Source organism: Nocardioides luteus (assembly GCF_000960475.2).
Lineage (GTDB): Bacteria > Actinomycetota > Actinomycetes > Propionibacteriales > Nocardioidaceae > Nocardioides > Nocardioides luteus_A.
The window spans coordinates 1-21733 of the sequence record NZ_JZDQ02000031.1 but is presented as its reverse complement, the minus strand read 5'-3'; the positions used below and the strand labels follow the sequence as shown (position 1 = coordinate 21733).

Annotated in this window: 22 protein-coding genes; 13 read left to right on the top strand and 9 right to left on the bottom strand. The window is 69.5% G+C overall.

Features of this window, described 5'->3' with window-relative positions:
- Window positions 1-2 precede the first annotated feature (2 nt).
- Together ispF and nirD are read right to left on the bottom strand one after the other, a co-directional pair.
- Window positions 3-485, bottom strand: a complete 483-nt coding sequence (gene ispF, locus UG56_RS20130; RefSeq protein WP_045548349.1) for a 2-C-methyl-D-erythritol 2,4-cyclodiphosphate synthase — start codon at window positions 483-485, stop codon at window positions 3-5.
- Between the two features lie 23 nt (window positions 486-508).
- Entirely contained in the window at window positions 509-871 is a 363-nt protein-coding gene (nirD, locus tag UG56_RS20125; RefSeq protein ID WP_045548350.1) for a nitrite reductase small subunit NirD, read from the bottom strand.
- Window positions 872-1123: 252 nt separating this feature from the next.
- Here nirD and UG56_RS20120 point away from each other — a divergent pair, with 252 nt between their 5' ends.
- The gene (locus tag UG56_RS20120; protein ID WP_045548351.1) at window positions 1124-1816 is read left to right on the top strand and encodes an IspD/TarI family cytidylyltransferase; all 693 of its coding nucleotides are present in this window, start codon (window positions 1124-1126) and stop codon (window positions 1814-1816) included.
- On the opposite strand, the gene UG56_RS20115 is transcribed toward UG56_RS20120, so the two are convergent.
- Both UG56_RS20115 and UG56_RS20110 read right to left on the bottom strand, forming a co-directional pair.
- A complete protein-coding gene (locus tag UG56_RS20115) occupies window positions 1797-2402 on the bottom strand; it encodes a 2-C-methyl-D-erythritol 4-phosphate cytidylyltransferase (RefSeq protein WP_256206786.1) in 606 nt (201 codons plus the stop codon). The two genes, UG56_RS20120 and UG56_RS20115, sit on opposite strands and share 20 nt — an antisense overlap.
- Before the next feature lie 79 nt (window positions 2403-2481).
- On the bottom strand, window positions 2482-2967 hold the full coding sequence (locus tag UG56_RS20110; protein ID WP_008360791.1) for a CarD family transcriptional regulator: 486 nt from the start codon (window positions 2965-2967) through the stop codon (window positions 2482-2484).
- A 235-nt stretch (window positions 2968-3202) separates the two neighbouring features.
- On the opposite strand from UG56_RS20110, the gene UG56_RS20105 reads away from it, so the two are divergent.
- The 3 genes from UG56_RS20105 (at window position 3203) to UG56_RS20095 (ending at window position 5619) form a co-directional block, all read left to right on the top strand.
- Entirely contained in the window at window positions 3203-4048 is an 846-nt protein-coding gene (locus UG56_RS20105; RefSeq protein WP_045548353.1) for a UbiA family prenyltransferase, read from the top strand.
- Between the two features lie 78 nt (window positions 4049-4126).
- Window positions 4127-4879 carry a hypothetical protein gene (locus UG56_RS20100; protein WP_143055125.1) on the top strand — a complete coding sequence of 251 codons (753 nt, stop codon included), beginning with the start codon at window positions 4127-4129 and terminating at the stop codon, window positions 4877-4879.
- On the top strand, window positions 4879-5619 hold the full coding sequence (locus UG56_RS20095; protein ID WP_045548355.1) for a phosphoglyceromutase: 741 nt from the start codon (window positions 4879-4881) through the stop codon (window positions 5617-5619). The genes UG56_RS20100 and UG56_RS20095 overlap by 1 nt, the downstream gene beginning before the upstream one ends.
- A gap of 89 nt (window positions 5620-5708) precedes the next feature.
- On the opposite strand, the gene phoU is transcribed toward UG56_RS20095, so the two are convergent.
- Window positions 5709-6359, bottom strand: a complete 651-nt coding sequence (gene phoU, locus UG56_RS20090; protein WP_045548356.1) for a phosphate signaling complex protein PhoU — start codon at window positions 6357-6359, stop codon at window positions 5709-5711.
- A 121-nt stretch (window positions 6360-6480) separates the two neighbouring features.
- Here phoU and UG56_RS20085 point away from each other — a divergent pair, with 121 nt between their 5' ends.
- From UG56_RS20085 to UG56_RS20075, 3 genes are all read left to right on the top strand, one after another.
- Window positions 6481-7638, top strand: coding sequence for a sensor histidine kinase (locus UG56_RS20085; protein WP_045548357.1), 1158 nt, complete (start codon window positions 6481-6483; stop codon window positions 7636-7638).
- Entirely contained in the window at window positions 7635-8312 is a 678-nt protein-coding gene (locus UG56_RS20080) for a response regulator transcription factor (protein ID WP_071327220.1), read from the top strand. Before UG56_RS20085 ends, UG56_RS20080 begins: the two co-directional genes overlap by 4 nt.
- 356 nt (window positions 8313-8668) lie before the next feature.
- Window positions 8669-10333 carry a hypothetical protein gene (locus UG56_RS20075; RefSeq protein ID WP_143055124.1) on the top strand — a complete coding sequence of 555 codons (1665 nt, stop codon included), beginning with the start codon at window positions 8669-8671 and terminating at the stop codon, window positions 10331-10333.
- A gap of 18 nt (window positions 10334-10351) precedes the next feature.
- Here the strand turns inward: UG56_RS20075 and UG56_RS20070 are convergent, their stop codons facing one another.
- Window positions 10352-11680, bottom strand: a complete 1329-nt coding sequence (locus tag UG56_RS20070; protein WP_045548359.1) for an MFS transporter — start codon at window positions 11678-11680, stop codon at window positions 10352-10354.
- A gap of 71 nt (window positions 11681-11751) precedes the next feature.
- Between UG56_RS20070 and UG56_RS20065 the strand changes: the two genes are divergently transcribed.
- Both UG56_RS20065 and UG56_RS20060 read left to right on the top strand, forming a co-directional pair.
- Window positions 11752-12735: a GlxA family transcriptional regulator gene (locus UG56_RS20065; RefSeq protein WP_045548360.1), complete on the top strand. Its 984-nt coding sequence runs from the start codon at window positions 11752-11754 to the stop codon at window positions 12733-12735.
- Window positions 12736-12951: 216 nt separating this feature from the next.
- Window positions 12952-13878: a DMT family transporter gene (locus UG56_RS20060; RefSeq protein ID WP_256206785.1), complete on the top strand. Its 927-nt coding sequence runs from the start codon at window positions 12952-12954 to the stop codon at window positions 13876-13878.
- On the opposite strand, the gene UG56_RS20055 is transcribed toward UG56_RS20060, so the two are convergent.
- Both UG56_RS20055 and mshA read right to left on the bottom strand, forming a co-directional pair.
- Window positions 13875-14402 carry a YbjN domain-containing protein gene (locus UG56_RS20055; protein ID WP_045548361.1) on the bottom strand — a complete coding sequence of 176 codons (528 nt, stop codon included), beginning with the start codon at window positions 14400-14402 and terminating at the stop codon, window positions 13875-13877. The two genes, UG56_RS20060 and UG56_RS20055, sit on opposite strands and share 4 nt — an antisense overlap.
- Complete coding sequence (gene mshA / locus UG56_RS20050; RefSeq protein WP_052693454.1) at window positions 14399-15655, bottom strand: D-inositol-3-phosphate glycosyltransferase; 1257 nt, start codon at window positions 15653-15655, stop codon at window positions 14399-14401. The genes UG56_RS20055 and mshA overlap by 4 nt, the downstream gene beginning before the upstream one ends.
- Before the next feature lie 105 nt (window positions 15656-15760).
- Between mshA and UG56_RS20045 the strand changes: the two genes are divergently transcribed.
- The gene (locus UG56_RS20045) at window positions 15761-16549 is read left to right on the top strand and encodes an SDR family NAD(P)-dependent oxidoreductase (protein ID WP_045548377.1); all 789 of its coding nucleotides are present in this window, start codon (window positions 15761-15763) and stop codon (window positions 16547-16549) included.
- Window positions 16550-16642: 93 nt separating this feature from the next.
- Entirely contained in the window at window positions 16643-17335 is a 693-nt protein-coding gene (locus UG56_RS20040) for an aspartate/glutamate racemase family protein (protein WP_045548362.1), read from the top strand.
- A 3-nt stretch (window positions 17336-17338) separates the two neighbouring features.
- On the opposite strand, the gene UG56_RS20035 is transcribed toward UG56_RS20040, so the two are convergent.
- Window positions 17339-18634, bottom strand: a complete 1296-nt coding sequence (locus UG56_RS20035; RefSeq protein WP_045548363.1) for a M4 family metallopeptidase — start codon at window positions 18632-18634, stop codon at window positions 17339-17341.
- Window positions 18635-18732: 98 nt separating this feature from the next.
- Between UG56_RS20035 and typA the strand changes: the two genes are divergently transcribed.
- Both typA and UG56_RS20025 read left to right on the top strand, forming a co-directional pair.
- Window positions 18733-20622, top strand: a complete 1890-nt coding sequence (gene typA / locus UG56_RS20030) for a translational GTPase TypA (protein ID WP_045548364.1) — start codon at window positions 18733-18735, stop codon at window positions 20620-20622.
- Between the two features lie 241 nt (window positions 20623-20863).
- Complete coding sequence (locus tag UG56_RS20025; protein ID WP_045548365.1) at window positions 20864-21697, top strand: class II fructose-bisphosphate aldolase; 834 nt, start codon at window positions 20864-20866, stop codon at window positions 21695-21697.
- Window positions 21698-21733: the final 36 nt, after the last annotated feature.

The following is a 21733-nucleotide window of genomic DNA, read 5'->3' as shown; positions in this document are numbered from 1 at the left end:
CCCTACTTATCGCGACGCACGATGAGCGCGGTTGCGATCGCGGCGACGCCCTCGCCGCGGCCGGTGAGCCCGAGGCCGTCGGAGGTCGTCGCGGTGACCGTGACAGGGGCGCCCGCCGCCGCGGAGAGCGCCTGGTTGGCCTCGTCGCGCCGCGGACCGATCTTGGGCCGGTTGCCGATCACCTGGACCGCGACGTTGCCGATCTCGAAGCCGGCCTCCCGGACCCTTCGCGCCGCCTCGGCCAGCAGCACCACCCCGGCCGCGCCGGCCCACTCGGGCTCGGAGGTGCCGAAGTTCGACCCCAGGTCACCGAGACCCGCGGCGGAGAAGAGCGCGTCGCAGCAGGCATGGGCGGCGACGTCCCCGTCGGAGTGGCCGGCCAGGCCCTGCGACTCGTCGGGGAAGGCGAGGCCCGCCACGTGCATCGGGACACCGTCGGCGAGGCTGTGTACGTCGGTCCCGATGCCGACCAGAGGAAGCTGCACGCCCGCAGTCTCCCAGATGGGACTCAGGCCATCTTGCGGTGGCCGACGTGGATGAGCCCGTCGACGACCCGGACCTCGTAGGCCGGGATGCTCACGTGGGGGTCGTCCAGGCACTGCCCGGTACGTAGGTCGAACCCGTGCCGGTGCGCCGGCGAGGCCACGAACGGGACCCCGTCGCGGACCCCGACGATGCCTTTGGCGATCACCGACGCCTTGGCGAACGGATCGTGGTTGCCCAAGGCGTAGACCACGTCGTCGGGCATCCGGAAGATGGCGATGGCCTGGCCGTGGACCAGTGCTGTGGCGCCGCGCTTCACCTCGAGCGCGTCGACCGGGCAGACGGACTGCCATTCTCCCTGGTCGTCCCGGTGGGCACTGGCACTCATGCCGGCGCCTCCGTAGGAAAGGGCCAAGAGTACGGATCCGCCGGCCTGAGGCCTATGGTCGCTCGCTGGCGCTCGCTCATGACGTCGCCGGCCCGAGCCGCTTCGTCGACATTCGTCGGGTCCTCCCTTCGGTGGATCTTGAACGCTATGGGGCGTCGTGGTCACCTCCTGTTTCACTCTGTTACGGGTGCGTAAACACCGTCGCCCGGCCCATCGGCCGACGCCTGGCGCCGGGGCGGATAGCCTCCTGGTGTGCCTGCCGCTCTCGTACTCCTGGCCGCCGGATCCGGCACCCGTGTCGGGGCCGCCACCAACAAGGTGCTGCTCCCCCTCGACGGCTCCGACGATCCGGCCTCCTCCGCCCTCGGCCTCTCCCTCCGGACCGCCCTCGAGGTGCCCGACGTGGCCCGCGTCGTCCTCGTCGTACGCAGCGGCGACGAGGAGGCGGTCGCGGCGGTCGCGCAGCCCCAGCTCGGCGAGCGCGAGGTCGCGATGGTCGCCGGCGGCGACACCCGCCACGCCTCCGAGCAGGCCGCGCTCGGTGTGCTCCGGGCCGACATCGAGGCGGGCGGGATCGACGTGGTCGCGATCCACGACACCGCCCGGCCGCTGGCCGCTCCCGAGCTCTTCGCCGCGGTCATCGGGGTCGCCCGCGAGCACGGCGGGGCCATTCCCGCCGCGCCGCTCACCCACCTCTCGACGCGTGACCTGCAGCCGGTGGCCGGCGCTCTCGTCGGCGTACAGACTCCGCAGGCGTTCCGGGCTGCCGACCTGCTCTCCGCCTACGCCCGGGCCGCGGCCGACGGCTTCGACGGCACCGACACCGGCGCGACGCTGGAGCGCTACGCGTCCGGCGTACGCATCGTCGCGGTCCCCAGCACGCCGCTGAACCTCAAGGTGACCTTCGCCGACGACCTCGGCGCGGTCACTGCGCTGCTGCGCTGAGCGACTCCAGCAGGCGTACGTCATCCGCCGACGCCACCCGGCGACCGACCGACGGCGCCTCGACCGAGACGACCGGGAACCGGCGGGCCAGCGCACCCGCGATGTCGGCGAAGTCGCCGGAGGGCCAGGCGTCCAGGGCGGCGACGACGGCCGGAGGCAGGACGATCGGCGAGGCGACCGAGACCAGCGTGGACCGGTCGACGGTCGCGCCCAGCACCGGCACCCCGTCCTCGACGGTGAGGTTCTTGACCGTGTCCGTGACCGGGCGTACGCCGACGACGACCGCGTCGCGGGCGAGCGCGGTCGAGACGCAGTGGGCGATGAAGGCCGGCGGGGTCATCGGGCACAGCGCGTCGTGCAGGACCAGCGGCTCCTCGGCCGCGACGATCCCCTCCCAGGAGGTGGTGAAGTCGACCGGCGTCACTCCGGACTCCCCGAGGGACCAGGTGGCCGCGGCGACCAGCGCCTCACCGTGGATCAACGCGAACGGCAGCGATCCTCGGCCGTCCTCGGCGACGATCCCGAGAGCCGGGGGAACCTCGGCGGTCTCGTCGATCTCGTCATAGTCGGCGTAGGGGTCCTCCATGGACGTCACCGTATCCGCCCCGGAACGCGAAACAGGCCCCGGGATGACCCGGAGCCTGTAACGCAGACCGAAACCAGCTTCAGCTGGCCAGCACCTCATCGAGGAGGACTTCAGCCTTGTCTTCGTTGGTGTGCTCGCACAGCGCGAGCTCCGAGACGAGGATCTGGCGTGCCTTGGCGAGCATGCGCTTCTCCCCGGCGGAGAGACCACGGTCACGCTCACGACGCCACAGGTCACGCACGACCTCGGCGACCTTCATGACATCGCCGCTGTGCAGCTTCTCCAGATTTGCCTTGTAACGACGCGACCAGTTGGTCGGCTCTTCGACGTGCTCCGCACGAAGCACCTCGAAGACTCGATCAAGCCCGTCCTTGTCTACGACGTCCCGAACTCCGACGAGCTCGAGATTGTTGGCCGGAACACGCACCACGAGGTCCTGCTGAGCGATGATGCGGAGGACCAGATACTGCCGCTCCTCGCCCTTGATGGTGCGCATCTCGATGTCTTCGATGACGGCCGCGCCATGGTTCGGGTATACGACGGTCTCGCCGACGGTGAAAGTCATATTTTTAGGTACCCCTTCCTAGGACCATAAGTCTACCACGGATCTTAGAATTCGGATTCCGTGTTTCTGCAGGTCAGGGCATCAATCTGGGGTTGACAGATTGACAAGTTGTGTGGTTCCGCGCGCGCAGGCCGGTGAAGAGTGGCAGCATGGCTGATTTCGAAACGGGGCCGAAATCTCGTCGTAGCCAGCCTGTTGTCCTGCGCGGCTCGGCCGAGTGCCCGATACTGCCGCCATGGCGAATGCATCGCAGAGCGCCCCCAAGACCATCTTCACCGTGTCGTCGCACGCCCAGGATCAGGACCCGGAAGAGACGCAGCCCAGCGTGTCGGCCGTTCCTGATGCCTCGGCGGGCAGAGAGAGCGTCATGGACAAGATCGGCAACTGGGCCCCGTTCCTCCTCATCCGCTCCGCCCACCCCCGTCAGGCGGTGCTCACCGCCATCGGCCTCTCGGTGGCCGCCGTGCTCGCCGGGCTGACCACACGCGAGGTCACGCTGATCGCGGTCACCGTGCTCGTCGGCCAGGCCGTCCTCGGCTGGCACAACGACCTCGTCGACCAGGTCGTCGACCGCCGTCACGAGCGTGAGGGCAAGCCGATCTCCGACGGCCGCCTCGAACCGGGCGGCGTCTGGTTCGTGCTGTGCTGCGGCGTACTGCTGGTCATCCCGCTCTCGGTGACCTCGGGCACCGTCGCCGGGCTGTTCTACCTGGGCTCGCTGGTGATCGGGATGCTCGCCAACGTACTGCTGCGCAAGGGCCTCTTCTCCTGGGTCCTGTGGGCGGCCGCCTTCGCCTGCTACCCCGGATACCTCTCGTACGCCGGCTGGGCCGGTGAGTCCGCGGGCGGGCCGCCCGAGTGGGCGATGGTCGCGCTCGCCGCGGCGCTCGGCGTCGGCGTGCACTTCCTGACCGCGCTGTGGGGCCTGGTCGCCGACAACCAGGACAGCTGGACGTACCTGCCGCTCAAGGCCGGACTGAAGCTGGGAGCCGGCAAGCTCCTCCTCGTCACGCTGGTCTACATCGCCGTCGTGATCGGCGCGATGCTGTACGTCGGCAGCGTCGTCGGACTGCGCGCATGACCGGTGCGGGACCGGTGCCTGACCTGCGAGCCTGACCCTTTTCCGATATCGCCGGATCGGGCGGATAGAGTGTCGCGCGTGACGACCAAGGTTATGCAGAAGAGGCTCGCAATGGTGGGCGCCCTCGTGGCCCTCGGTGTGCCCGCGCTGAGCGCCTGCAACAGCTTCGACTACGCGACCGACCGGCCCAACGAGATCAGCCACGGCGGCACGACGCTCGACGGTGCCATCCGGATCAACGCGGCTCGCATCGTGACCGCTCAGGAAGGCTCCGGCGTCCTGGTCGGCACCTTCTCGCTCGACCCGGCGATCAACCCGGCTGTCCACGGCAAGGAGATGCCGTCGGTCACCTCGATCGCCACGGCGGCCGATGCCACCGAGACGGTCACGCCGGAGTCGTTCACCCCGATCGAGCTGCCCACCGTCGGCATCATCAACCTGGCCGACCCGGCCAACGGTGGCATCGCGGTCACCGGCGACTTCAAGCCGGGCGACAGCATCCCGATGACCTTCACCTTCTCCGAGGGCGAGGAGAAGACGATCTCCGTCCCGGTGGTCACCCAGTGCGGTCCGTACGCCGACGTCGTCGCCGCCGCCGGCGAGACCGAGAAGCCCGGCAAGAAGGGCAAGAACGCGGAGACCCAGGCGTCCGAGGGCGCCGAGGGGGCCACCGGCGAGGAGGCCTCGACGCTTCCGGCCGACACCGCCTCCGAGGGCGAGCAGGCCACCGAGACCGAGGCGCACGCCGAGTCCGCGGGCTCCGTCTCCGAGGACCCCTACTCGTGCGAGTTCCCCGCGGCCGCCCTGCCCGGCGCCGAGGAAGAGCACTGATGACCTACAAGCTCGTCCTCCTGCGCCACGGCGAGAGCAAGTGGAACGCGCTCAACCTGTCCACCGGCTGGGTCGACGTCGACCTGACCGACAAGGGCCGGGCCGAGGCTGTCAACGGCGGCAAGCTGCTCACCGAGGCCGGGATCCTTCCCGACCTGGTCCACACCAGCCTGCTGCGCCGCGCGATCAACACCGCCAACATCGCCCTCGACACCGCCGATCGCCACTGGATCCCGGTGCGGCGCGACTGGCGCCTCAACGAGCGCCACTACGGCGCGCTGCAGGGCAAGAACAAGTCCGAGACGCTGAAGAAGTTCGGCGAGGAGCAGTTCCAGCTGTGGCGTCGTTCCTATGACGTCCCGCCCCCGCCGATCGAGGCCGACTCCGAGTTCTCCCAGGCCGGCGACCCGCGCTACGCCGACATCGAGGTGCCCGCCACCGAGTGCCTCAAGGACGTCGTCGCCCGGATGATCCCCTACTGGGAGTCGGCGATCGTGCCCGACCTCCAGACCGGCAAGACCGTTCTGGTCACCGCTCACGGCAACAGCCTGCGTGCGCTGGTCAAGCACCTCGACAACATCTCCGACACCGAGATCGCCAAGCTCAACATCCCGACGGCCCAGCCGCTGGTCTACGAGCTCGACGAGTCGCTGAAGCCGACCGTTCCCGGCGGCACCTACCTCGACCCCGAGGCTGCGGCCGCCGCGGCCGAGGCTGTCGCCAACCAGGGCAAGCAGTAGGTACTTGACGGGCACTTCGTGGGCTTGACGGGTGTTTCAGTGCCCGTCAAGCCCAGGGATACCCGGTCGACCGGGTATCCCTGGCCGGCTCAGGAGTCGGCGGGGACCTCGCCGGTCACCACGAAGACGACCCGGTTGGCCACCGTGACCGCGTGGTCGGCGATGCGCTCGTAGTAGCGACCCAGGAGGGCCACGTCGACGGCGGGCTCGACGCCGTGGGTCCAGTCCTGACCCAGGAGCTCGGCGAACGACTTGCGCCGCAGCCGGTCCATCTCGTCGTCGTCGGCGACCAGGTCCTGGGCCGCGGCGACATCGCGGTCGCGCAGGATCTGGCAGGTGCGCTCGACCATCTGCTCGGCCACCTCCGCCATCCTGGCGATGGTCGGCTGAGCCAGCTCGGGAACAGCCTTGTTCGGCGTACGCAGCCGGGCGATCTTGGCGACGTGGACGGAGAGGTCGCCCATCCGCTCGAGGTCGGAGATCATCCGCAGCGCGGCGACGACGACACGGAGGTCGCCGGCCACCGGGGACTGCAGGCCGAGCAGCTCGAGGGCGTTCTCCTCGATGCGCTCGCGGGCGTCGTCGATCTCGGCATCCTTGTCGATCACCTGCTCGGCGAGGTCGTTGCGGGCCTCGAGAAGAGCGGTGGTGGCGTCCCGTACTGCCACGCTCACCAGCTCACAGACACTGGTGAGATCGGTGAAGATGGCATCGAGATCGTCATGGAAAGCAGCACGCATGAACCTGATCCTAGACACCCGACATGTACGGATCTCCATCCCGAGTGAACCGATGGTGAACGTTCGGCGCGGAGACGTCCAGAGGCGAAGTTTGGGTGTTTGATGGGCTTACCCTGATCGTGTGGACTCGACGACGCAGGCCTTTCTTGCTGCGCTCCTCGGCGCGGTCGTCGCCGGAGCGGCGGTCCTTGCGTGGGCGATGAGCGAGCGTTCCCGGCACCGGATTCCCGAGGTCGAGCCGCCCAAGGTTCCCTCCGAGGTCGCCGCCGTCCTCTCGGTCCTGCGCAGCAGCGCGGTCGTCGTGGACGAGGACGACACCGTGCTCAAGGCCAGCGCCCCGGCGTACGCCCTGGGCCTGGTGCGCGGCACCTCGCTGGTCTCGCCGGAGCTCACCGAGCTCGTCCACGGCGTGCGTCGTGACGGTCAGATCCGCGAGACCGAGCTGGTGATCTCGCGCGCCAACGGGGCCTCGCGGCACGTCACCGCCCGGGTCGCCCCGCTCGGCACGCGCCTGGCCCTCGCCCTGGTCGAGGACCGCACCCGGGAGCGCCGCGTCGAGGCCGTACGCCGCGACTTCGTCGCCAACGTCAGCCACGAGCTCAAGACTCCGGTCGGCGCGATCAGGGTCCTGGCCGATGCGGTCACCGAGGCCTCCGACGACCCCGAGGCCGTACGCCGCTTCTCGCACCGGATGATCACCGAGTCCGAGCGCCTGACCGAGCTCGTCCAGCAGATCATCGAGCTCTCCCGGCTCCAGGGCGACGAGCCCCTGGAGGCACCGGTGGCCGTCGACGTCGACAAGGTCATCGCGGCTGCCATCGACAGCTCGACCGTCGACGCCAGCGCCAAGGGCATCAACGTGGTCAGCGCCGGCACCGCCGGGCTGCACGTCTTCGGCAACGACGAGCAGGTCTCGACCGCGGTCACCAACCTGGTCTCCAACGCCGTGGCGTACTCCGACCCCGGCTCGACCGTGACCGTCTCGACCCGCGCGACCGACGGCTCCGTGGAGATCTCGGTGGTCGACCAGGGCATCGGCATCCCGTCCACGGAGATCGACCGGATCTTCGAACGCTTCTACCGCGTCGACCCGGCGCGCCACCGCTCCACCGGTGGCACCGGGCTCGGCCTCTCGATCGTCAAGCACGTCGCTGCCACGCACGGTGGCGAGGTCAAGGTCTGGTCGCAAGAGGGTCAGGGTTCCACCTTCACCCTCACGCTGCCCCAGCACCTACCAACTGCCGGGCAGTCCGGCACAAGCAAGGAGGAACGCCCGTGACCCGGGTACTCGTCGTCGAAGATGAAGCCAGCTACAGCGAGGCGCTGTCCTACATGCTCCGCAAGGAGGGCTTCGAGGTCGCCGTCGCCGAGGACGGCACCGACGCTCTGAAGGAATTCGACCGCAACGGCGCGGACATCGTGCTGCTCGACCTGATGCTCCCCGGTCTCTCCGGCACCGAGGTGTGCCGGCAGATCCGGGCCACCTCGTCCGTCCCGGTCATCATGGTGACCGCCAAGGACGACGAGGTCGACAAGGTCGTCGGGCTCGAGCTCGGCGCCGACGACTACGTCACCAAGCCCTACTCCCCGCGCGAGCTCGTCGCCCGGATCCGCGCCGTCCTCCGGCGCGGCACCGAGCCCGACACCGCCCCCGCCACCCTCGAGGCCGGACCCGTCCGGATGGACGTCGAGCGCCACGTCGTGACCGTCGACGGCAACGAGCAGCGCCTCCCGCTCAAAGAGTTCGAGCTCCTCGAGATGTTCCTGCGCAACCCCGGCCGGGTCCTGACCCGCGGCCAGCTCATCGACCGCGTCTGGGGCTCCGACTACGTCGGCGACACCAAGACCCTCGACGTACACGTCAAGCGCCTGCGCGCCAAGCTCGAGCCGGACCCGTCCGAGCCGAAGTTCCTGGTCACCGTGCGAGGGCTGGGCTACAAGCTCGATCTGTAACCGGCCATCTGCCGCCCGGATCCGTTCGTGACACGCCGAACCCTCGGCGTGTCACGGTGCTTTTCGAGGCGATGGTGGCCGCCGAAGGGTAGCCCGTTCGGGCCATGTCCCGGTCCGCATCCGGTGCTTAGGATTCCTCTGCCTGCCCGCAGCCCGCGGCGCCTAACGGAAAGTACGTCGTGTTGCGTCGCCTGCCGCTCCTGATCGCTCTCGTGGTCGCCGTCCTCCTGCCGGTCGGCACCACCGCCTCGCCCGCGAACGCAGCCTGCAGCAGCCCGCAGCTCTCGAAGATCACCGTGGCACGGAGCACCGTCACGGCGGGTCGGTCGACCACGGCGACAGTGACGCTCTCGTGTGTGCCCCGCACCCGAAAGCTGGTAGCGGTGAAGGCGACGTCGGGGATCGTCGTACCGTCCTCGGTCTATGTCAGGAGCGGGCATCGCACCCGGACTTTCACGGTGGGCACCCGACTCACCGCGATCACGACCCGCGGCTCGGTGAGTGCGACGTACAACGGTCGCACGGTTGCTACCGCCCTCACCCGCAGGTACGCGTACTGCGCGAGTCCGCCGCTGAGCAGCCTGACCGTCAGCCCCACCACGATCGTCAGCGGAAGCGCGACCAAGGCCGTTGCCCGGCTCGCCTGCCGCTCGACCAAGTCGATCCGCCTGGTCGTCTCGACGACCGAAGGGACGATCGCACACAGCTCCGGAGACATCTGGATCCTCAGGGACCGGCCGAGCGCCACCTTCCTGGTGACGGCGCGGGCGCGCACCAACCGGCTCAACGCGACGGTGAAGGTTCGCAAGGCCGGATCGACTCGGTGGCTGTCGGACAGCTTCGTCGCGACGGCGAACCCCGAGCTGTGCATGCCGTCCTCACGGGCGACGTCCAGCGTGATCTATGCCGGCACGAAGCCGACCACGGTCACGCTCAAGCAGCCGTGCGCGCTCGACATCTCGCGCTACGTCTATCTGGGCAGCAGCAACTCGCACGTCAAGGTGCCGAGCCGGGTTCTCGTTCCTGCAGGCAAGGCGAGCCTCGGCGTTCCGGTGACCGTTGCCGATGGCACCAGCGTCGACACCCCGGGCAATCTCATCGAGTCGCTTCTGAGCGTTGGCCCCGACCTGGGAGGGTGGGCGCACAACTTCGAGTTGTCGGTGCACCCGGGGCTCGAGTCGACCGCCTTGAGCACGTGGATGGATGACAACGGAACACGGAACGTAGGTGCGCGGGTCAAGCTGGGACTGGCAGCGGTCGCGGACACCGTGGTTCGGCTGGAGTCGAGCGATCCGCTGCTCCCGCTCCCCTCGAGCCTGACAGTCGCCAAGGGCGACAGTTTCGCGCAGACCACCCAGACCATCACCGCGCCTCCCGAGGACACCGAGGTACGCGTCACCGCGACCTTCGGGAGCCAGCAGCGAACCGACACCGTCCTCATCCAGCGGAACTTCCGGCCCGGGGACCCGATCGCACTGAGCAAGCAGACCTTCTACGGCGGTGGACGGGCAGCGTCCTTTATCGACATCGGGCGCCCTGCCGGCCCCGACGGCGTGACAGTCACCGCGTCCTCGGACTCGTCGCTGCTCACGTTCGAACCGGCCGTGTTCCAACCCGGCCAGACCGCCGGCGGACTCGTCTTCGACATCGCGGAGGTCACCGAGACCACGCCGGTCACGCTCCACCTGACCACGTCGGAACACACCTACGACGTCCCGATCGTCCTGCAGCCCGGGCTGGCGGCCATCACGCTGCCGGACAGGGCCACCAGCGACGTACCCTTCACCGGCACGGTCACGCTGACCGGAGTTTCCGCCGTCGACACGCCGGTTCCCCTCATCTCGGAAGCCAGCTCGTTCAAGGTGCCCAGCGAGGTGATCATCCCCGCAGGAGAGACCAGCGCGACCTTCCAGGGAGTCGTGCACCTGTCGAGCACCAGCAGCGGTGTCGTCACACAGCTCGATGCCTACCTCGGACGGCTCTACACCTCCAACGACATGGTGGTCTCCCACGCGCCGTAGTCGTCCTGTACCGCTGATTCAGGCCGAAGTCATCCGCGTCTCCGCCACGGGGTTCCGCGGCACCACCAGCGACATCAGTGCGGCGGCAGCGCAGAGCGCGCCGGCGGCGTACCAGACCAGGTCGTAGGAGCCGGTGACGTCGCGGACGACGCCGCCGACCCAGGCGACCAGGCCGGCGCCGACCTGGTGGGAGGCGAGGACCCAGCCGAAGACGATCGGGGCGTCCTCGGGCCAGACCTCGCGGCACAGCGCGAGGGTGGGCGGCACGGTGGCGACCCAGTCGAGGCCGTAGAAGACGATGAAGAAGACCATCGGGATGTGCACCTCGGGCGCCAGCAGCATCGGCAGGAAGATCAGCGAGATGCCGCGGAGCGAGTAGTAGACGCCGAGCAGGACGACCGGGTTGAACCGGTCGGTGAGCCAGCCGGAGAAGATCGTCCCGGCGACGTCGAAGATGCCGATCACGGCGAGCAGCGAGGCGGCCGCGACGGTGGCCATCCCGTGGTCGTGCGCGGCGGGTACGAAGTGGGTCCTGATCAGCCCGTTCGTGGTGATCCCGCAGATCGCGAAGGCGCCGGCGAGGAGCCAAAAGGCCTTCGTACGCATCGCCGTCCCGAGCACACGCACGGTCCGTAGCGCGGCGCCGGTCGCGGGCGCGGGCCGCGGCACGATCTGGGAGGCGCCGTAGGGGGCCAGGCCGACGTCGACCGGGTAGTCGCGGAGCAGGAGCAGCACGAACGGGATGACCGCGGCGGCGACCAGGGCGATGGTGACCGAGGCGGCTCGCCAGCCGAACTCCCCGATCAGGATCGCCAGCACCGGCAGGAAGATGAGCTGCCCCGAGGCGCCGCCGGCGGTCAGCAGACCGCTGACCAGACCCTGGCGCCTGACGAACCAGCGCGTGGTGATGGTGGCACCGAAGGCGAGCGCCATGCACCCGCTGCCACCGCCGACCAAGACACCCCAGCCGAGGACGAACTGCCACGACTCGCTCATCCAGATGGTGCCGAGCGAGCCGAGAGTGATCATGGTGAGCGCGACGGCGACCACCGGACGGATCCCGAAGCGGTCCATCAGGGCGGCGGCGAACGGCGCGGTCAGGCCGTAGAGCGCGAGCTGCAGCGTGATCCCGGCCCCGATCGTGCCCCGCGACCAGCCGAACTCCTCGTGCAGCGGACCGACCAGCAGGCCCGGGGCGGCGGTGAAGGCGGCGGCTCCGACGATGGTCACGAAGGCGATGGCGGCCACCCACCAGGCGGGGTGGATACGCGGGCGGCGCGCGGAGATGCGGCCGGCAGGCGGCGGGGTCGTCGTCTGGGCGTTGTCCTGAGCCTGTCGAAGGGTCATGAGGGTGATCCTTCCGTGTGCGCGCCGCTCCCGACAGTGGCCTGATTGACATCTATCGATAAGATCCAGCCATGGGTGACGTACGAGGTCCTTCTCCTCACCGGGTCGTGGTGCTGATCCAGGACGGGTTCATCCCGTTCGAGGCCGGCATCCCCCACCGGATCTTCGGCAAGGCCCGCGACAGCCAGGACCGGCCGCTGTACGAGGTCGTCACCTGCACCACCGACGGCCCCGGACCGGTGCAGTCCGACTCGGACATCGTCGTGCTCGCGCCGCACGGGCCCGAGGCGCTGGCGACCGCGGACACGGTGGTGATCCCGAAGTTCGGCCGCGACTACCCGACCGTGTCCGACGGGGTCCCGACGGCACCGCTGAAGGAAGCCCTCGACATGATCCGGCCCGGCACCCGGATCATGTCGATCTGCACCGGCGCTTTCGCGCTCGCCGCCGCGGGCCTCCTCGACGGCCGCCCGGCGACGACCCACTGGGCGCACACCGACGACTTCCGGACACTGTTTCCGCAGGTCAAGCTGGACCCTGACGTACTCTTCGTCGACGACGGCGACATCCTCACCTCCGCCGGCGTGGCCTCCGGCGTCGACCTCTGCCTGCACGTCGTACGCCGCGACCACGGCGCCGCGGTCGCCAACCGCGTCGCCCGGGCAACGGTCGTACCTCCCCATCGCGACGGCGGCCAGGCGCAGTTCATCCGGCACCACGCACCTGTCCCGGGCGACACCGGCATCTCGGCCGCGACCGCCTGGGCGCTCGACCATCTCGACCAGCCCCTCACCCTGGAGACGATGGCGGCCCAGGTCTCGATGTCGGTGCGTACCTTCACGAGGCGGTTCCGCGACGAGACCGGCGACTCCCCGGGCCGCTGGCTGCAGCGTCAGCGCATCGAGCTCGCCCGCACGCTCCTGGAGACCACCGACCTCTCGATGGATCAGGTCGCCGCCCGCTGCGGCCTCAGCACCGCCCAGTCGCTCCGCCTCCACTTCCACGCCGCCCTCGGCGTCACCCCCACCGCGTACCGACGAACCTTCCGCGGCTGACCACTCAGCAGCGTCACCCCTCGGCCGAAGCGTCACCCCCGTCGGCCGAAGCGTCACCCCGGTCGGCCGAATGGGCAGCGATTGACGTCTCGGGCGACGCGGGTGACGTCTCGGGCGACGCGGGTGACGCCTCGGCGGGAGCGGGATGGCGGGATGTCGAACATCGATGACCGTTATCCGCTCGCCCGGATGCGTATTGGTCTTTAGCCTTTTACCGTGACGACGACGATCGGCTCCACCCCCACACCCGCACCGACACCCGCACCCGCGACGACGACACCGCTCTGGAAGCCACTGGTGGCCTGCGGGATCACGCTGGTGCTGTGGGCGTCGGCGTTCGTGGGGATCCGCCATCTCGGCGACTCGGTGCCGCCGGGGAGCCTGTCGCTGGGACGCCTGGAGGTGATGGTGGCGGCGCTGGGTGTCTACCTCGCGATCAAGGGCGGGTTCCGGCTGCCGACGCGGCGGGAGTGGCCGCTGGTCGCGCTGGGCGGTGCGTCGTGGCTGGGGATCTACAACCTGGCGCTCAACGAGTCCGAGCGCCGGATCGATGCGGCCACGGCCGCGCTGATCGTGCAGGTCGGACCGATCGTGGTGGCGCTGCTGGCGGGGCTCGTGCTCAAGGAGCGGATCCACAGGTGGATCCTGATCGGCACCGGCGTCGGGTTCGCGGGTGTGGTCGTCATCGGCCGCGCCTCGGCCAACGGTGACACCGGCGACTGGATCGGCGTCGCGCTCTCGGTCGTCGCGGCGCTCACCTTCGCGGTCGGCGTGCTCACCCAGAAGAAGCTGCTGCCGACGATGAGCGCGCTGCTGCTGACGTTCTGGTACGCCACGGTCGGCCTCGTCGTCTGCCTGCCCTGGGCCGGCGAGCTGGCCACGACCATCCCCGACATCAGCGCGACCAACCTCGGCTGGATCGTCTACCTGGGCCTCTTCCCGAGCGCCCTGGCGTTCGTGACCTGGGCTTACGCGCTCTCCCACTCCGACGCGGGCAAGTTCGCGCAGACCACGTTCCTGGTCCCGTTCATCACCGCGCTGATGGCCTGGCTGCTGCTCGACGAGGTGCCGCCCGCGCTCGCTTTCCTCGGTGGCGCGATGTGCATCGCGGGTGTGCTGATCACCCGCCGCCAGCCGCGTTAGTCCTTCGCCTCGTCCTCGCCGGCCTCGAGCCAACCCCGGAACGCCTCGAGGTTGGCGGTGGACTCACCACGCAGCTTGCGCCACTCCCACTCCTTGCGGATCGAGGAGGCGAAGCCGAGCTCGAGGATGGTGTTGAAGGACTCGTCCGCGTACGTCAGGACCGAGCCGAGCAGCCGGTCGAGCTCGTCGCTCGAGACCATCGCCAGCGGCAGCCGGCCGTCGAGGTAGATGTCGCCGAGCCGGTCGATCCCGAACGCCACCCCGTAGAGCCGCAGGTTGCGCTCGAGCAGCCAGCGGTAGACGGTCTCGAAGTTCTCGTCGGGGCGGCGGCAGACGAAGGCATGCACGCCCAGTGCGTGCTGCCCCAGGTCGAGCCGGACCGGCGTCTGCAGCTTGCGCTCCCCCGGCAACGAGAACGAGAAGACCAGGTCGCCCGACGGCAGCGACGCCTCGTCCCAGGTCAGATCGTTGGACTTCAGCCAGCCGCGTACGACGTCTTCGCGTTCATCCTGCGCACCACTCACGCTGTCAGCTCCTCACGCATCAGCATCTTGGCCTCTTCGTAGACCTCGAGCGTATTGCGTGCGGTGAGATCCCAGGAGAAGTCCTGGGCGTGTTCGCGGGCGCCGTCGGCCAGGGCGGACCAGCGCGAGTGGGACGAGATGGCGTTGGTGAGCGCGTCGGCCCACTGGGCCGGGTCGTGCCCGTCGACCAGGAGCCCGCTGCGGCCGTGGTGCACCGCGGTGGTCAGACCGCCGACCGCGGCCGCGACGACCGGGGTGCCGCAGGCCTGGGCCTCGACGGCGACCAGGCCGAAGGACTCGTTGTAGGAGGGGACGGCGACGACGGAGGCGGCGGAGTACCAGAGCGCGAGCTCGTCCTGGCGCACCGGCGGGACGAACCGGACGACGTCGGATATGCCCAGCTCGTGCGCGAGATCCGCGAGCCCGGTCGGGTGCTCCAGACCGGAGCCGGAGGGACCACCGACGATCGGCACCACCAGCGACCGGCGCAGCGAGGGGTCGCGGGCGAGCATGACCGCTGCGGCGCGCAGCAAGACGTCCGGCGCCTTCAGCGGCTGGATGCGACCGGCGAAGAGGAGCACGTGGGCGCGAGCCGGGAGCCCGAGCGCGGCCCGCGCCGCGGCCCGCCCGCGCGGACGGAAGACCCGCAGGTCGACCCCGGGATGCACGACGGCGACACGACCGGGCTCGGCGTCGTACATGTTGATCAGCTGCTTGGCCTCGAGGTCGGTGTTGGCGATCAGCATGTCGGCGGCGTCGACGACCTGCTCCTCGCCGATCACGCGCGCCTCGGGCTCGGGGCTGTCACCCTCGGCCAGCGCCTCGTTCTTGACCTTGGCCATCGTGTGCATGGAGTGGACCAGCGGCACGCCCCAGCGGTCGCGGGAGAGCGCCCCGACCTGGCCGGAGAGCCAGTAGTGGGAGTGCACGGCGTCGAAGTAGCCCGGCGGGTTGGACGCCTCGGCGCGGAGCACCTCACGCGCGAACGTGCACAGCTGCCCGGGAAGGTCACCCTTGGCCAGCCCCTCGAACGGACCGGCGTGGACGTGGTGGACCGCCACCCCGTCGTACGCCTCGACGACCTGCGGCAGGCGCGACGAGGTCGCGCGCGTGAAGATGTCGACCGCGATGCCCTGGGTGGCCAGCCGCCGGGAGAGCTCGAGGACGTAGACGTTCATGCCGCCGGCGTCGCCGGTGCCGGGCTGGTCGAGCGGAGAGGTGTGCAGACTCACCATCGCCACGCGGTGGATCATGCCTGCCCCTTTGCTCGTCGAGTTCCAATCCAGGTTCTCAACACGCTGATGCCGCTCGTCATTCCCGCCGGCGCGAAGATCTTCGATCGTGGGACCCGGTGCCGAATGTCGAGCGGCCCACGAGAGAATGGCTCCGTGGCTCTCAAGAACACTGTCTCCAAGAACGCTGTCGTCACCGGCGCCTCGAGCGGGATCGGCGCCGCCACCGCTCGCCAGCTCGCCAAGGAGGGCTACCACGTCTTCCTCGCCGCCCGCCGGGCCGACCGGATCGAGGCCCTGGCAGCGGAGATCGGCGGCACCGCGATCGCGACCGACGTCACCTCCGACGACTCCGTCGCCGCGCTCGCCGAAGCGGTGGGCGACCGTCTCGACCTGCTGGTCAACAACGCCGGCGGCGCCTTCGGCGTGGACAAGGTCGCCGACGCCGACCTGGCCAAGTGGCAGGCGATGTTCGAGGTCAACGTGGTCGGCCTGACCCGCGTGACCAAGGCGCTGCTGCCCGCCCTGATCGCCTCCGGAGCCGGCGCGATCATCAACGTCGGCTCGATCGCCGGCCGGCGCGCCTACGAGGGCGGCGCGGGCTACAACGCGGCCAAGTTCGGCACCCGGGCGGTCACCGAGGCACTGCGCCTGGAGATCGTCGACCAGCCGGTGCGGATCATGGAGATCGCCCCGGGCATGGTGCAGACCGAGGAGTTCTCGCTCGTACGTCTCGGCGGCGACAAGGCCGCGGCCGACGCGGTCTACCAGGGTGTCGCGGACCCGCTGGTGGCCGAGGACATCGCCGACGCGATCGTCTGGATGGCCACCCGCCCGGCTCACGTCAACATCGACGAGCTGGTCATCAAGCCGCGCGCCCAGGCCGCCCCGCACAAGGTGCACCGCGAAGGCTGACGGGCCCCGATCCGGGCCCTGACCTGGTCTAGTCCACATCCCGGGGACGCCGAGGATTCAGTACGCAGCAGCCGACGGTGTCACACTCGAACAGTGCAGACGATCGGACTCATCGGCGGCATGAGCTGGGAAAGCACAGCCGCTTACTACGAGGGACTCAACAAGGGCGTCCAGGAGCGGCTCGGCGGTCTCCACTCCGCCAAGATCGTGCTGGCCTCCGTCGACCTGGCCGAGCTGACGGCGCTGCAGGAGAAGGAGGCCTGGGACCAGGTCGCCGAGATCCTGGTCGCCTCCGCGAAGAGCGTGGTCGCCGGCGGCGCCGACCTGATCCTGATGTGCACCACCACGTTCCACAAGGTCTACGACGAGGTGGCGGCCGCCGTCGACGTACCGGTGCTGCACCTGGCCGACGTGCTCGCCGCGAAGGCCAAGGAGCTCGGCATCACCAAGGCCGGCTTCCTCGCCACCCGCTACACCGTGGAGAACGACTTCTTCGCGCAGCGGATCTCCGACCACGGCGTCGACGTCAACCTGCCCGACACCCTCCACATCGAGATGCTCGACTCGATCATCTACGAGGAGCTCGTCCACCGGAACGTCGTGCCGGGCTCACGCAAGCGCGTCCTCGAGGTCGTCCACGAGCTGTGGGACGCCGGCTCCGACGGCGTCATCCTCGGTGCCTCCGAGCTCAGCCTCCTGGTGCGGCCCAGCGACGTCGACGTACCCATCCTCGACGCCATCACCGTGCACGTCGAGGCCGCGCTCAACCACGCCCTGCCCGCTTAGCAGCTACTTCTCCAGCAGCTCGTCGGCGAGGGCGTGCAGGTCGGGGGTCAGGTCGCCCTCGTGCACGACGACGCTCCGGCCGTCGACCTCGAACTCGTAGATGTAACGGTCGGCACCCTTCGGCTTCGACGGTGCCCCGCCCCCGGCGAGCAGGTTGCGCACGGTGGCCACCCCGGCGGCCGAGGGCGCCAGCTCGGCGACCCCCTCCTTCGTACGTCCCAGGAAACCGCCGCTGCGACGCACCCTCACCACGGTCGGCGCCTCACCGTCGGTGGCGGGGGCCTCTGACGCCGGGGTGACGCCGACCTCGGACCAGGCGGTGGTGACCGCCTCGGCATGCTCGCCGGCCGCCGCGATCGTGGCCGCGGCGAAGCCGGCGAAGTCGGTGTCGGTGGTGACGGCGCTGCCGGTGAGCGCCGCGTACCAGATCTTGCCGGCGCCGTCCCACGAGCTGCCGCCGATCGCCTTGGCGGCGAGGGCGAAGGCGCGGTTGGGGATGCCGGAGTTGATGTGGACGCCACCGTTGTCGTCGGTGCCGTCGTAGATGTCGTCCATGTGCGCCGGCTGCGGGTCCTTGCCCAGCTCGGGGTCGTCGTAGGCGGTCCCGGGCTCGAGCATGTTCCGCAGCCCGACGCCCTGGACCGACTCGGTGAAGAGGCCCTGGCCGATGATCCAGTCGGCCTCCTCGGCGCTCTGACCGAGAAGCCGCTGCTTGAGACAGGAGCCGAACACGTCCGACATCGACTCGTTGAGCGCACCGGGCTGTCCCTGGTAGACGAGGCCGGCGGTGTGCTCGGTGACCGCGTGGGAGAGCTCGTGGCCGATCACGTCGACGGCCTTGGTGAAGCGCTGGAAGATCTTGCCGTCGCCGTCCCCGAAGACCAGCTGGGTGCCGTCCCAGAAGGCGTTGGCGTAGTCGCGGTCGTAGTGGACGGTCATCACGACCTCGGCGCCCCGGCCGTCATAGGAGTCGCGGCCGTAGACCTCCTCGAAGAGGGCCAGCGAGCCGGTGATGCCGGTCGCGGCCTCGTCGACGCTCTCGTCACCCGACTCGGGCTCACCCGCGGCGCGCACCTTCTCACCGGGGAGGTCGGTGCCGTTGCCGGCCGTGTAGACGGTCCAGTCCCCCACCTCCGCAGCCGTGCCGCCGGCTTCGGGGGCGGGCACCTGGGCGAGAACCCTGGCCAGGTGCTCTTCCCGTGCGGCACGGAAACCGTTGTCCTGGTCGAGACGACCGGGGTCGAGCCGCTGCATCAGGTAGGGGGGCACGATGTGGCAGACGTGTTTCCGAGAAGTCATGGGTTCAGCCAAGCGTCATCTCCGGATGCGGGTCAAGGAGGTCGCGGCGGATAAGATCAGTCGTCCCGTCCCGCGCCAGAAATCGAGCCGCTTCGCACATGTCCGAGACCCTCAAGGCCAATCTCCGCAACGTCGCCATCGTTGCGCACGTCGACCACGGCAAGACCACGCTGGTCGACGCCATGCTGAAGCAGGCCGGTGCCTTCTCCGAGCACGCCATGGAGTCGGTCGAGGACCGCGTCATGGACTCCGGTGACCTGGAGCGCGAGAAGGGCATCACCATCCTCGCGAAGAACACCGCCATCCACTACACCGGGCCGTCCGCGCCCGAGGGGATGACGATCAACATCATCGACACCCCCGGCCACGCCGACTTCGGTGGTGAGGTCGAGCGCGGCCTGTCGATGGTCGACGGCATCGTGCTGCTGGTGGACGCCTCCGAGGGCCCGCTCCCGCAGACCCGGTTCGTGCTGCGCAAGGCGCTCAACGCCGACATGCCGGTCGTGCTGGTGGTCAACAAGGTCGACCGCCCCGACGCCCGCATCGAGGAGGTCGTCGACGAGACGTACGAGCTCTTCATGGACCTGCTCGACGACTCCCACAGCCAGGACGCCCTCGACTTCCCGGTGATCTACGCCTCCGGCAAGGCCGGCGTGGCGAGCCTCGAGCAGCCGGAGAACGGCACCCTGCCCGACTCCAAGGACCTCGAGCCGCTCTTCTCCACGATCCTGGACACCATCCCGGCCCCGACCTACGTCGCCGGCGCGCCGCTGCAGGCCCACGTCACCAACCTCGACGCCTCCCCGTTCCTGGGCCGCCTCGCGCTGGTCCGCATCCACCAGGGCACCCTGAAGAAGGGTCAGAACGTCGCCTGGATGAAGCGTGACGGCGAGACGAAGAACGTACGCATCACCGAGCTGCTCATCACCGAGGGTCTCGAGCGCAAGCCCGGCGAGGAGGCCGGCCCCGGCGACATCGTCGCCGTCGCGGGCATCCCCGAGATCATGATCGGTGAGACGCTGGCCGACCCGGAGAACCCGGTCGCGCTGCCGCTGATCCACGTCGACGACCCGGCCATCTCGATGACCATCGGCACCAACACCTCCCCGCTCGTGGGCAAGGTCAAGGGCGCCAAGGTGACCGCCCGCATGGTCAAGGACCGCCTCGACCAGGAGCTGATCGGCAACGTGTCGCTGCGCGTGCTGCCGACCGACCGTCCCGACGCCTGGGAGGTGCAGGGCCGCGGTGAGCTGGCGCTCGCGATCCTGGTCGAGCAGATGCGTCGCGAGGGCTACGAGCTGACCGTCGGCAAGCCGCAGGTGGTCACCCGTGAGGTCGACGGCAAGCTCCACGAGCCGTTCGAGCGCCTCACCATCGACGCCCCCGAGGAGTTCCTCGGCACGATCACCGAGCTGCTCGCCAACCGCAAGGGCCGCATGGAGGGCATGACCAACCACGGCACCGGCTGGGTCCGGATGGAGTTCGTCGTCCCCTCCCGTGGCCTGATCGGCTTCCGCACCGACTTCCTCACCGAGACCCGCGGCACCGGTATCGCCCACCACATCTCCGAGGGCTACTTCCCGTGGGCCGGCGAGATCCGCTCGCGCAACAACGGCTCGCTGGTCGCCGACCGCGCCGGTGCTGCCTCGGCCTACGCGATGACCTCGCTCCAGGAGCGCGGCGTCCTCTTCGTCGAGCCCACCACCGAGGTCTACGAGGGCATGATCGTCGGCGAGAACTCGCGCCAGGACGACATGGACGTCAACATCACCAAGGAGAAGCAGCAGACCAACATCCGGTCCGCCACCTCCGACAACTTCGAGAAGCTGATCCCGCCGAAGAAGCTCTCCCTCGAGCAGTGCCTGGAGTTCTGCCGCGAGGACGAGTGCGTCGAGATCACCCCGGAGCAGATCCGCATCCGCAAGGTCATCCTCGACCAGAACGAGCGCGCCAAGATTGCTTCGCGGGCTCGTAAGGCCAACAAGTAACCACGGCTCGTACGACGGCCGCCGACCCTCCCAGGGAGTCGGCGGCCGCTGTGCATCCACACCACCCGTAGTCGTCGCCTACGGCAGTCGGCCTGACCTTGTGATCGATTCACAAGGTCGCGCCAACTGGCGTAGGCCATCCGAACCAACTGTTTCGGGGCACGGTGTTCATGGGCACGGTGTTCGCGGGCACGGTGTTCACGAGAAGAGCCCACGCCTCGCACCTTGGACAGGAACACCTATGACCCTCGCCACCACTGCCTCGCTCGTCAGCACGGCCTATGCGGAAGGCCGCGGTGTCGCCGCCTTCAACGCGATCAACCTGGAGACCGTCGAGGCGATCGCGGCCGGCGCCGAGACCGCGAACCGGCCGGTCATCGTGCAGATCAGCGAGAACGCGGTGCGCTACCACGGTGGCCTGGCCCCGCTGGCCCAGGCCGCGATCGCGGTCGCGTCGAACGCCGCGATGCCGATCTCGCTCCACCTGGACCACGCGACCGACGAGCGCCTGGTCGCGATCGCGGTCGACCTCGGCTTCTCGTCGGTGATGTACGACGCCTCCCAGCTGTCCTACGAGGAGAACCTCGCCCGCACCGCTGCCGTCGTCCGCCGCTGCCACGACCGCGGCGCCCACGTCGAGGCCGAGCTGGGCGAGGTCGGCGGCAAGAACGGCGTCCACGCACCCGGCGTACGCACCGACCCGGAGGAAGCCGCCGCCTTCGTCGCCGGCACCGGCGTCGACGCCCTCGCCGTCGCGGTCGGCTCGAGCCACAAGATGACCACCCGCGACGCGGCCCTGGACGAGGCGCTGATCGCGCAGCTCCGGCGCACGGTCCCGGTGCCCCTCGTCCTCCACGGCTCGTCCGGCGTGAGCGACGCAGGCCTGAGGTCGGCCATCACCGCCGGGATGACGAAGATCAACGTCGCGACCCAGCTCAACAAGGCCTTCACCGCCGCGGTCCGCGAGACCCTCGGTGCCGATCCCGCGCTGGTCGACCAGCGGCGCTACCTCGGCCCCGGCCGAGACGCCATGGCCACCGAGGCCGCCCGCCTGCTCACCCTCATCACCACCTGACCCCTCGTCGAGTCGGCTCGTTCTGACGAGCCGACT